The organism is Micromonospora thermarum, assembly GCF_012034245.1.
GTDB lineage: Bacteria > Actinomycetota > Actinomycetes > Mycobacteriales > Micromonosporaceae > Micromonospora > Micromonospora thermarum.
This window is the reverse complement of the sequence record NZ_JAATEO010000008.1, coordinates 81,269-92,738: the sequence shown is the minus strand read 5'-3', so window position 1 is coordinate 92,738 and position 11,470 is coordinate 81,269. Positions and strand designations below refer to the sequence as shown.

Genomic DNA, 11,470 nt, shown 5'->3' with positions numbered 1-11,470 from the left:
GCTGGTCGCAGTGGCAGGGGAGATGGTGGATCCATGACCGAGTACGAGTCCGACCCGCAGCGCCGGCCGGCCCCCATCGACGCCGAGCCGTCGCACCCCACCGCCGGGCTGCCCCGCGTCGAGCGTGCGCAGTCCGACTCCCACCCCACCACCCCGGGCAGCCCCGCCGACCCCGCCGCCCCGGGTGCCACGGACGCCGCCGCCTCGGGTGCCGCCGACCCCGCCGCCTCGGGCGCCGCCGAAGCCGGTCCCGCGACCGCGCCGGAGGCCGGCCGTACCCCCGAGGCCCCGGCCCCCGGCTCTCCCGCCGGCCCCGGCACGCCGTCGGTCGCCACCCCGTCCGCGCCGCCGTACCCGGTGTCCGGCCAGCCCGGTGCCGTGCCGTCCGGCGGCCACCCGTACGGCGGCTACCAGCAGGGCCGCTACCCGGGTGCTCCCTGGTACCCCGGCCACCAGCCCGGCTGGAGTGGGGGTCAGCCGGGAGCGGCCGGGTACGGTCCGCAGCCGCCGCATCCGGGCGCCCCGGCACACCACGCCGGCCCGCAGCCCCACCTCGCCGGGCAGACCCTGCCGCCGTGGGCGGCGCCGCAGACCGGCCCGCGTGCCAATCCGGGCCGCGTCGCGAAGTTCGCCGGAGCGGGTGTCGCGGTGCTCGCCCTGATGTTCGGCTCCGGTGTGGCCGGCGGCGCCCTCGCGCTCGCCCTGGACGGCGACTCCGGGACCACCCGCACCTACTCGGCCGCGCCGGTGATCAACAGTGCCGACCTGCCGCGGATCGCCGCCGAGGTGCAGCCCAGCGTGGTGTCGATCACCACCGGCAACGGCGAGGGCTCGGGTGTGATCCTCAGCGACGACGGCTTCGTGCTGACCAACAACCACGTGATCGCGTCGGCGGGCGGTGACACCGTCCGGGTGGTCTTCGCCGACGGCGAGACCGCCCAGGCCCGGATCGTCGGCACCGACCCGAAGACCGACCTGGCCGTCGTGAAGGCGTCCGGGGTGAGCGGCCTGAAGCCGGCGACCTTCGGCGACAGCGACGGGATGCAGGTCGGCGACCAGGTCCTCGCCCTGGGCAGCCCGCTGGGCCTGCAGGGTTCGGTGACCGCCGGCATCCTCAGCGCACGGGACCGCACCATCCAGGCCGGCTCCCAGCAGCCGGACCCGCGCCAGGGGGTCACCTCGATCTCCGGGCTGCTCCAGACCGACGCGCCGATCAACCCCGGCAACTCCGGTGGTGCCCTGGTGAACACCCGCGGCGAGGTGATCGGCATCAACACCGCCATCGCCACCGCCGGTCAGGGCAGCACGGGCAACATCGGCGTCGGGTTCGCCATCCCGAGCAACAAGGCCAAGGACGTCGCGGCCACGCTCCAGCGGGGCGAGAACGTCAGCCACCCCACGCTCGGCGTGAGCGTGAACGCCGCCGAGGGCGGCGGAGCCCTGGTGGCCGCCGTCACCCCGGGCAGCGCCGCCGAGAAGGCGGGCCTCCAGCGCGGCGACGTGGTCACCCGGTTCGGCGACAAGGTGATCAACGACTCCGACGACCTGGTCTCGGCCGTGCAGGCCGGCAAGGTCGGGGACCGCGTCGAGGTGACCTACAAGCGAAACGGCGCCGAATCGACGGCAACCGTGACGCTGGCCGAAGCGTCCTAACGGATACGAACTTTCCTCCTCCCTCCTGCGGCGGGTGGCGGAGCCAAGGGGGTTGGCTCCGTCACCCGCCGCGCCTCCTTCCGACGACGGCGGTTCACCCGGTCCGGGTGAACCGCCGTCACCCGTACCGCCGGCACGGTCGGAGTACGAGGACCCGTGAGGCGTACGGAGGAAGCGATGACCACCACCGCCGTCCGGACCGACGCGCAGATCCAACGGGACGTGCTGGACGAACTCGCCTGGGATCCCCGCGTCGAGCCGCAGGAGATCGGGGTCAGCGTCGACGACGGCGTGGTGACGCTGACCGGCTGGGTGGACAGCTACGCCCGGAAGTGGGCGGCGTGGCGCTGCGCGCAGCGCGTCCGGGGCGTCCGGGCGATCGCCGACGACCTGGAGGTCCGCCTCCTCGGCGAGGAGCGGTACACCGACGGGGACATCGCGATCGCCGTCAGCCGTGCGCTGGAGTGGGACAGCTTCGTGCCGGCCGAGCGGTTGGACGTGACGGTCGCCAACGGGTGGGTGATGCTCCGGGGCGAGGTGGAGTTCGGCTGGCAACGGCGGACCGCCGAGTCCGAGGTGCGGCGTCTGCGGGGCGTACGGGGGGTGACGAACCTGGTCGAGGTGCGGCCTGCCGTCCGGCCGGACGGCGAGCGGATCCGGCGGGACGTCCAGCGGGCGCTGTTGCGCGGGATCGGCACCGAACGGGTGACCGTCGAGGTGGACGGGGACACGGTGATCCTCGGTGGCGTGGTGCGCTCGTGGTGGGAAAGGGACCAGGCCGAGCGGGTGGCGTGGTCCGCCGAGGGCGTTCGCGCCGTGCGGGACCAGCTGCTGGTGGGCGGATGACTGACCGAATTGTCCTGTTTAGCGGGGTCGCCACCGGGAAACCGCAGGCGACCGCCGCCGTCCGGTGACGGCGGTCCGGCGGACGGCGGGTGACGCCCGCCCGGATCGACGGGGAGGACACGTGGCCGTGAACCGCCGGGACCAGCGGTCGGCCGAGCGGACGCTGCGGATCGCCATGGTGGTCCCGCCGTGGCTGTCGGTGCCCCCACCCGGCTACGGCGGGCTGGAACACGTGGTCGCCGGTCTGGTGGCCGCGCTCGGCGAGCGCGGCCACGAGGTCACCCTGTTCGGTGCGGGCAGCGGGAACGGCACCACCGCGCGCTTCGTCTCCACCATCTCGGACCTGCAGTACCACCGGCTCGGTGAGTCCCTGCCCGAGCTGGCCCACCTCTCCCGGGTGAACCACCTGATCGGCCCGGGCGACTTCGACGTCATCCACGACCACACGACCATCGGCCCGCTGGTGGCCGGACGGCGGGCCGTTCCCACGGTGGCCACCGTGCACGGCAACCCGGTGGGCGAGTACGGCACCGTGCTCGACGACACCGACCAGGGCGTGGGCCTGGTCGCCATCTCCCACGCCCAACGGCGCCTCAACCCGCGACTGCCCTGGGTCGGGACCGTCCACAACGCGCTCGACCTCGCTGGCATCCCGCGCAAGCGGACACCCGCGTCGGGACCGGTGCTCTGGCTGGCCAGGTTCAGCCCGGACAAGGGCCCGGACATCGCCATCCGTGCCTGCCGGGCCGCCGGGCTGCCGCTGGTGCTGGCCGGCAAGTGCAACGAGCCCGCCGAGCGCCGCTACTACGAGGAGGTGATCCGGCCGATCGTGGACGATGACGTGACGGTGGTGCTCGACGCCGACCGTACGGCCGCCTTCCGTCTGCTGGTCGAGGCCCGGTGCCTGGTCATGCCGATCCAGTGGGAGGAACCGTTCGGCGTGGTGATGCTGGAGGCGATGGCCACCGGCACACCCGTGGTGGCCCTGAACCGGGGGGCCGTTTCGGAGCTGGTCCGCCCCGGCGTGACCGGGCTGACCTGCGAGCGGGAGGACGAACTGCCCGGGGCGCTGCGCGCCGCGACCGACCTCGACCCGGCGGCCTGCGTCGCCCACGTCGCGGAGAACTTCTCCACCGCCCGGATGGCGGCCGGCTACGAGGAGGTCTACCGGCACTTCATCGCCACGGCGGCCGTCCCCGGCGGCGTCCGCGAGCCCGCCCGCGTGGCACTGCCCTGACCTCAGGCCCGCGTCGCGGCGAGGTCGGCCATCGCGGCGTCCAGCTGCTCCGCGTACGACTGGCTGATCGCGCCCTCGCGGAGGCGGACCGCGACCTTCTCGCGGAGCCCCACCACCCGCTCGGTGAGGTCGTCCGCGCCGGTGCGCGCGGCGGCGGTGAGGTTGCGCAGCTCGTTGCGGAGGTCCAGGCCGACGTCGGAGCGGATGCCGCCGTCGCTGAGCCCGGCGCCGATCACGTCGTCGAGCCGGTTGGCGGCGTCCACCAGGGTCCCGGCGTCGGGGCTCGGCGTCGGCTCGGCCGAGCGTGCCGGTGAGGTCGGCGTGTGCGTCGCGGGTGGCGTGTGGTCGGGCGCGGCCGAGGGGACCGGCCCGGCCGGGCCGGTGGTGGGCGACGACCGGGGCGGAGGGTGATCCTCCTGGCGGAGTGCCGGCGTCGCCAGCGCCACGCCCACGACGAGCATGACCGGCACGATCAGCACCGGCCGCGGCCGACGCCCCCGGACCCGGCCCGCTCCGCCGGGCGCTCCCGCCGCGGTGGGCACCATGGTCGGCCCCGCATCGTGCTTCTGGTCCGGAGGGGCGGCCGGCTCCCCGCCCGGCTCGGGCCGGGCGTCCCCGGTGGACGGTGGGGTGAGGGCGGGCAGGGTGAGGGTGGGCGCGAGCATCGTGGCGGCCTGCGGATCGGCGGGGAGCAGCTGGTCGCGCAGCACCGTGGCGACCTGCCGGGCGGTCGGCCGCGCGGCCGGGTCCCGGGCCAGGCAGCGCAGACAGATCCGCGCCACCTCGGGCGGCAGGCCCGGCACGTCGGTCAGCGTGGGCGGGACGCCCTCGGCCAGTGCCGCGCTGAGCTGTTCCCAGGTGTCGGCGGGGTACGGCACCCGGCCGGTGAGCGCCTCGTGCAGGAGCACGCCGAGGGAGTACACGTCGGTGGCCGGCTGGGCGGGCGCGCCGTCGAGCCGCTCGGGTGCGACGTACGCGGGTGTGCCGAACGTGCCGCCGTCCTCGTCCTCGTCCGGTGCCCCGATCCGCGTGGCGATCCCGAAGTCGAGCACCTTGGCGCCGGTGCGGGTCATCATCACGTTGGCCGGGGTGACGTCCCGGTGGACGATGCCCAGCCGGTGCGCGGCCGCGAGCGCGTCGGCCACCTGCGCGCCGGCCTCGACGGCCTCCGCCCACGGCAGCGGGCCCTCGGTCAGGCGCAGCTCCAGCTCCTCACCGGCCAGCAGTTCCATCACGACGAACGAGGTGATCGAGCCGTCCGGTGCGACCGTCTCGCCGTAGTCGTGGACCGAGGTGACGTGCGGGTGGACCAGTTGGGCGGCGGCGCGGGCCTCCTCCCGGACCATGTCCCGGAAGCGGGCGTCGGCGGCCAGCGACGGCACCAGGACCTTCAACGCGACGATCCGGTCGAGCACCTCGTCCCGGGCCCGCCAGATGACCGACATGCCGCCGGCGCCGATCTGGTCGATGAGCCGGTACCTGCGGGACAGCAACCGGCCGGGATGCAGTGCCGGCTTCACCGATCACACCTGCCTCGGGAGGATGGGAGCGCTATCAGGTTGCGTCAATGTTTCCACCCTGTCAACGGTCCCCGTGCCACCTGCGGCGGCCGTGCGGCGTGCCCGTGCCAGGATGAACGGCATGGCGCGGGGACCGGTGGCGTTCGTGCTCGGGGGCGGCGGAGTCCTCGGCGCGGTCGAGGTGGGCATGCTGCGGGCCCTGTTCCGGGCCGGCATCCGGCCCGACCTGGTGCTGGGCACGTCCATCGGCGCGGTGAACGGCGCGCTGGTGGCCGCCGACCCGTCCGAGGCGGTCACCGACCGCCTGGTCCGGCTCTGGGCGTCGCCGGAGGCGAGTGAGGTGTACGGCGACTCCGTGGCCCGGCAGCTGCGCCGGTTCGCCGCGCGTACGCACCTGCACTCGCCGCGCCCCCTCCGCAAGCTGCTGGAGAACGAGCTGGGGGCCGACACCACCTTCGAGGACCTGCGGGTGCCGTTCCGCTGCTGCGCGGCGAACATCGAGCGCGCCGCCGAGTACTGGTTCGACACCGGGCCGGTGGTGCCGGCCGTGCTCGCCAGCGCCTCCGTGCCGGGCCTGCTGCCGCCGGCCCGCATCGGCGACCAGCACTACGTCGACGGCGGCATCGTCAACTCCATCCCCATCGGCGAGGCGGTGGCGGCCGGGGCCGGCCGCATCTTCGTCCTCCAGGTGGGCCGGATCGAGCGTGAGCTGAGCCCGCCCCGGCGGCCCTGGGAGATCGCGCAGGTCGCGTTCGAGATCGCCCGCCGGCACCGGTTCGCCCGGGAGATGGCGGCCGTGCCGGACGGGGTGGAGGTGCACGTGCTGCCGACCGGTGGGCTGCGACCCCGCGACGACACTCCGTGGGCGTACCGGGACATGGCGGCGGTGGGGCGGCGGATCAGCCGCGCGTACACGGCGACCCGGCACTACCTGGCCCAACTGGACAGCTGATGCCGCTACCGCCACGGTGGGTCCGCCGGCTGCTCCTCGCCCCCGGCGTCGTGCTGCTCGCCATCACGGTGGTGACCACGGTCCCGGCGTGGGCCCTGCTCGCCCTGGCCGCCTCGCCGCTCGTCCCGGGCCGGCTGCGGCCCCTGCGGGTGCTCTGGGTGGGCGCCGTCTACCTGGTCTGGGACGCGGCGGCGCTCCTCGCGCTCTTCATACTCTGGGTGGCCTCCGGCTTCGGCTGGCAGGTCCGGTCCCCGGCCTTCCAGCGGGCGCACTACCAGCTCGCCGGCTGGTTCCTGCGGGTGCTGTTCTGGCAGGCCCGGTGGACGCTGCGGCTCACCATCGACGTGGTCGGCACCGACCCGGACACGGCGCTCCCCGGCCGGCCGGAACTCGTGCTGTGCCGGCACGCCGGTCCGGGCGACTCGTTCATCCTGATCCACGCCCTGGTCAACTGGTTCCGGCGGGAGCCGCGGATCGTCCTCAAGGACAGCCTCCAGTGGGACCCGGCGATCGACGTGCTGCTCAACCGGCTGCCGAACCGTTTCCTCGCGCCCGGCCCCGACAGCCGTGGCCCGGTGACGGAACAGATCGGCCACCTGGCGACCGGCCTGGACGACGACGACGCGTTCGTGATCTTCCCGGAGGGTGGCAACTTCACCCCGCGCCGCCGCCTCCGGGCCATCGCCCGGCTGCGCTCACTGGGCCTGGAGCGGATGGCGCTGCGCGCGGAGCGGATGCAGCACGTCCTCGCCCCGCAACCCGGCGGTCTGCTCGCCGCGCTGGACGCCGCCCCCGACGCCGGCGTCATCTTCGTGGCGCACACCGGGCTGGACCGGATGCTCACCGTCACCGACGTGTGGCGTGAGCTGCCGATGGACAAGCGGATCGTGATGCGTTTCTGGTCCGTGCCCCCCGAGGAGGTGCCGGTTGGCCGGCAGGAACGCATCGACTGGCTCTTCGACTGGTGGGCCCGGATCGACGCCTGGATCTCCGCCAACCGGGACGGTCCCGCGTAGGGTGCGGTCGTGGATCAGATCTGCGTGGTGACGACGGTGGTGGATGCGCGCGCCGTCGCGGACGTTATCGCGGCTGCCGCGGTGGCCGGTCGCCTGGCAGCGTGTGCCCAGGTGGGGGGCCAGGTGGACAGCACCTACTGGTGGCAGCAGGGCGTGGAGACCAGCACCGAGTGGTCCGTGCAGTTCAAGACCGCCCCCGACCGGGCCGCCGCGCTGGTGGAGCAGATCCGGGCCAGCCACCCGTACGAGGTGCCGGAGATCCTGGTGACCCGGGTGGAGAGCGGCAACCCCGACTACGCCGCCTGGGTGTACGAACACACCCGCCCCTGACCGGCGCCGGCCGGCCGGACGATCCCGCGGCTGCGGAGCACCGTCGCCCGAGGCCGGGTGCCTAGGTACGCGCACTCTGGTGGGACGATCCCCGGTTGTCGAGGATGGCCGCGTGGAGACCACCGCCTACCCCTGCCCCGCCTGCGGTGCGCCGGCCGACCTCGGCGCCGGCTGCTCCGGATGCGGCCGCCCGCCGTACCCGCCGGCGGCCGAGGTGATCCGGCTCGACCGGGAGATCGCGGCACTCGGCGTGGAGGTCGAGCGGGCGCGCCGGGCGTACGAGGAGGTCACGGACCGTCTCGGTACGGCCCGGCGGCGCCGCACGGAGCTGGCCGCCGCGATCCGGGCGGAGTTCCCGGTGCCGGCGGCGGCGCGTCCGGTGGCGCCGGCGGGCCGGCCCGGTGTGCCGGCGACGCCGCCCGCCGGCGCGCTGCCGCGGCCCGGCGGCGCGGAGGCGTCCACCCGGACGGTGCAGGGCCTGCTCTTCGTCCTGGGTGGACTGCTGCTGGGCACCGCGGCGGTCGTCTTCACGGCCGTGGCGTGGGCGACGGTCGGCGTCGCGGGTCGGGCGCTGATCCTGGCGGCGTTCACCGCGCTGGCCCTCGCCGTGCCGCTGGTGGCGGTGCGGCGCGGGCTTCGGGGGACCGCGGAGACGATCGCCGCGGTGGGATTGCTGCTGGTGCTCCTCGACGGGTACGCCGCCTGGACGGTGGACCTGGGCGGGGTGGCCGGCTGGCCGGGCACCCGGTACGCCGCGCTGGTCGGGGGGGCCGGCGCGGCGATCGCCGCGGGATACGCCCGGCTCAGCCGGTTGACCGTGCCGTGGTTCGCGGCCCTGCTGACCGTGCAGCCGGTGCTGCCGCTGTTCGCGGCGGAGCACCGGCCGTCGGCGGGCGGCTGGGCGGTGGTGCTGGTCGGCGTGGCCGTCGTGGACCTGCTGGTGGTGACCGCGCTGACCAGACCGGGGGTCGCCGGGGCTGGAGCGCCGGACGCCACAGCGGTGCCGCCCGGATCGGCCACGGGGGTGTCGGACGGTCCGGCCACGGGGGTGTCGGACGGTCCGGCCACGGCGACAGCCGGGGCGACGCCGGCAGCGGAGGGGGGTGCGGCACCGGCCGCCGGGGGGTCTGCGGCGGCCGGTGGGGGGCCGGCCGTCCTGGCCGGGCGGATCCTGGCCTGGCTGGGGTACGCCACCGCCCTGGTCCTCGCCGCCGGCTGTGCGCTGGTGCCGCTGGCGGTCGGGCGGTTCGCCGGGACGCCGCTGCTGGCCGGGTTCCCGCTGCTGCTGGTGGCGGTGACCGTGGTGGCGGCGGCCGTACTGGCCGGCGGGCGGGTGTTCCGGCTGGTCGCGACGGGCCTGCTGGTGCCGGTGCTGGCGGCCGCGCTACTGCGGCCCGCCGCCGAGCTGCGGGAGAGCCTGCTGCTGGTGCTGTCGGCGCTGGTCGTGGTGGCCCTCGCCGGGGGCGTCCGGCTGGTGCCGGCCGGGTGGCGTGCCGGGCCCCGCGTCGGGGCGCTGGTGGTGGCCGGCGGGTTGGCACAGGTCGCCGGGGTGGCGGTGGCGGGGCTGGCCGGCGGTGCGGTGGTCCGCTCCCTCCCGCCGTGGCGGGGTGCCGGGCCGGGGCCGGACCTCGCCTGGGGCTGGCAGTTGCCGGTCGCGACGGCGGTGATTGTGATCGCGATCGGCCTGTTGCTGCCCCGCCCCGCCCGGCTTCCGCTGGCGGCGGTCGGGACAGCGGTGACCGTGCTCGCCGCGCCGGCCGCGTGGGCCACCCCGTGGCCGGCCGTGGTGGCGCTGGACCTGGCGGCGGCGGTGGGCCTGCTCGTGGCCGCCGTCGGCCGCCGCGACGCGCGCCCGGGGCCAGGGTCTGTGTCGACGTCACAGCCCGGCCGCGCCGGACCGTCGACACAGACCCTGGTGCTCACCTCCGCCGTGGCCGGGGCCACCCTGCTCGCGCACGCCCTGCTCGTCGGGCTGGCCGCCCCCGGCGGCGCCGGGGCCGCACTCGCGGTGACCGGAGTCGTCGGGCTCGTGGTCGCCGTCCTCGGGCGGCGGGGCGGGGTCGCGCAACGCGGGGTCGGCGGTGCCGGCCTCGCCTGCGCCCTGCTCGCCACGCCGGCGGGCGCCACCCTCGCCGGGTTCGCCGGCGGTGCGCCGCCCTGGTGGCAGGCCCGGGCGGCGCTCGCCGCCGCCGCGCTGCTGCCGGCGGCCCTGCTGGCGGTCCGTCGACACTGGCCGGACCTCCAGCGGTACGCCTCGACCGCGCTCGCCGTGGCACTGCCGCCGATCGGCCTGGCGCCGCTGGCCGTGGCGGGCGACGAACCGGTGGCCCTGTACGCCGCCCTGGCGGCCCTGTCCGCCGTGGTCGGGCTCGTCGCGGCCGGTGGCGGCAGGGCTCTGCGCGTGGCCGGTGCCGGCCTGTCGGCGGTGGGCGTGGCGGTCCTCCTGCCGGTGGTGCTCACCGCGCTGATCGCCCCGTACGGCCCCGTCGCCGTCTGGTCGGGTGTGCCGGAGGTCGAGCCGGCGCCGGGCGTCGTGCCGGCGGGCCTGGCGTTGCTGGTGCTGGCGGCCGGCGTGGCCGTCGTGGCCGGGCGGCTTTCGGGCGTCCCGGATCGACCGGTCGACCCCGAACGCGGCGAGGCGGACCCAGGTGACCCGCCGGAGGCCGGGATGCCACGACCTGCCGCATCCCGGGCCGAGCCCGACCCGCTCGGCGGGACGGGTGCACGGTGGCGCGCCGTGCCGGGGACGGTGCCGTTCCTCACGTCGGCGGTTCCGGTGCTGCTCATGGCGGCGGGCGCGCCCTGGCCGGTGCTGCCCGGCGCCACCATGCTGCTCGGGATCGCCGCCCTCCTGGTCGCGGCCCTGGCCGCACCGCGTCCGCTGCTCGCCCCGGTGGCGCTGCCGCTCGGGCTGGTGTTCACCGGTTCGGGTCTGCTGGGGCTGCTCGCCACCCGGGCGGGGACGCTCACCGGCCTCGGGGCTTTGGTGGTGACCGCCACCGTGGTCGGGGTGACCGGCCGGCAGGCCGTAGCACGGCTGGTCGCCCGGCTCGCGGCGGTCGGGGCGGCGACCGCCTTCGCCGTCACGGCGCCGCTGGCCGGCGGGCTGCCGCTGCGGGCGGCAGCGTTCACGGTGCTCGCCGTCGCGGTGCTCACCCTCGCCGTCGCCGCCGTGCTGGGCGCCGCCGGGCGGGTGCTGGACGCCGCCGCGCAGGGAGTGGCGCTGGTGGCGTTCCTGCTCGCCGCGGGCTCGCTGCGGCACGCCGCCGCCGTCTGCGTGCTCTGGGGCGTCGCCGTCGGGCTGCGCCTGCTGCGCCGGGGCGAGCCGTACGCGCGGCGCTGGGCGTTCGCCGCCGTCGCCGGGGGCAGCGAACTGGTCGGCACCTGGCTGCTCCTGGCCGCCGGCGACGTGGCGGTACTCGAGGCGTACACGCTGCCGGCGGCGGCGCTGGCCCTCGTGGCGGGCGCGGTGGCACTGCGTAGCCGGCCGGGGTTGACCAGCTGGCAGGCGCTCGGGCCCGGCCTCGCCGCCGGGCTGCTGCCGAGCCTCGCGTCGGTGCTGGTCGCGCCGGACCCGCAGCCGGGCCGGCGGCTCCTGCTCGGGCTCGCCGCGCTCACGGCGGTGCTGCTCGGAGCAACCCGGCGCTGGCAGGCGCCGGCCGTCCTCGGCGCGCTGACCCTCACCCCGCTGGCGCTGCACGAGCTGGCCCGTACCTGGGACCTCCTGCCTCGGTGGATCTTCCTCGCCGCCGGTGGGTTCGCGCTGATCGGCCTGGCCGCCACGTACGAGCGGCGGCGCCGGGACCTGGCCCGGCTCCGGGCCGTAGTGGGCCGGATGAGCTGACGGTCGTCACAGCGCGTGTTCGGGGGGTACCGTAGGGCGCGCCCTACCGCGGATCCGGGGGTGCGCAGGATT

General features: G+C 76.3%; 8 protein-coding genes. 7 read left to right on the top strand and 1 reads right to left on the bottom strand.

Annotated features, from left to right (window positions below; genetic code table 11):
• Positions 1-33 precede the first annotated feature (33 nt).
• The 3 genes from HCJ94_RS09635 (at position 34) to HCJ94_RS09625 (ending at position 3,736) form a co-directional block, all read left to right on the top strand.
• A complete protein-coding gene (locus HCJ94_RS09635; protein WP_168000629.1) occupies positions 34-1,653 on the top strand; it encodes a trypsin-like peptidase domain-containing protein in 1,620 nt (539 codons plus the stop codon).
• A gap of 177 nt (positions 1,654-1,830) precedes the next feature.
• Positions 1,831-2,499 (top strand): BON domain-containing protein, encoded by a 669-nt coding sequence (locus tag HCJ94_RS09630; protein WP_168000628.1) that lies wholly within the window; start codon positions 1,831-1,833, stop codon positions 2,497-2,499.
• Positions 2,500-2,620: 121 nt separating this feature from the next.
• The gene (locus HCJ94_RS09625) at positions 2,621-3,736 is read left to right on the top strand and encodes a glycosyltransferase family 4 protein (protein ID WP_309227208.1); all 1,116 of its coding nucleotides are present in this window, start codon (positions 2,621-2,623) and stop codon (positions 3,734-3,736) included.
• Between the two features lie 2 nt (positions 3,737-3,738).
• Here the strand turns inward: HCJ94_RS09625 and HCJ94_RS09620 are convergent, their stop codons facing one another.
• Positions 3,739-5,256, bottom strand: coding sequence for a serine/threonine-protein kinase (locus tag HCJ94_RS09620; RefSeq protein ID WP_168000627.1), 1,518 nt, complete (start codon positions 5,254-5,256; stop codon positions 3,739-3,741).
• Between the two features lie 121 nt (positions 5,257-5,377).
• On the opposite strand from HCJ94_RS09620, the gene HCJ94_RS09615 reads away from it, so the two are divergent.
• The 4 genes from HCJ94_RS09615 to HCJ94_RS09600 all read left to right on the top strand — a co-directional run bounded on the left by HCJ94_RS09615 (position 5,378) and on the right by HCJ94_RS09600 (position 11,398).
• On the top strand, positions 5,378-6,208 hold the full coding sequence (locus HCJ94_RS09615) for a patatin-like phospholipase family protein (RefSeq protein ID WP_168000626.1): 831 nt from the start codon (positions 5,378-5,380) through the stop codon (positions 6,206-6,208).
• Entirely contained in the window at positions 6,208-7,224 is a 1,017-nt protein-coding gene (locus HCJ94_RS09610) for a 1-acyl-sn-glycerol-3-phosphate acyltransferase (protein ID WP_168000625.1), read from the top strand. Before HCJ94_RS09615 ends, HCJ94_RS09610 begins: the two co-directional genes overlap by 1 nt.
• A 9-nt stretch (positions 7,225-7,233) precedes the next feature.
• On the top strand, positions 7,234-7,554 hold the full coding sequence (gene cutA / locus HCJ94_RS09605) for a divalent-cation tolerance protein CutA (RefSeq protein ID WP_168000624.1): 321 nt from the start codon (positions 7,234-7,236) through the stop codon (positions 7,552-7,554).
• Positions 7,555-7,666: 112 nt separating this feature from the next.
• Positions 7,667-11,398 (top strand): SCO7613 C-terminal domain-containing membrane protein, encoded by a 3,732-nt coding sequence (locus tag HCJ94_RS09600; protein WP_168000623.1) that lies wholly within the window; start codon positions 7,667-7,669, stop codon positions 11,396-11,398.
• Positions 11,399-11,470: the final 72 nt, after the last annotated feature.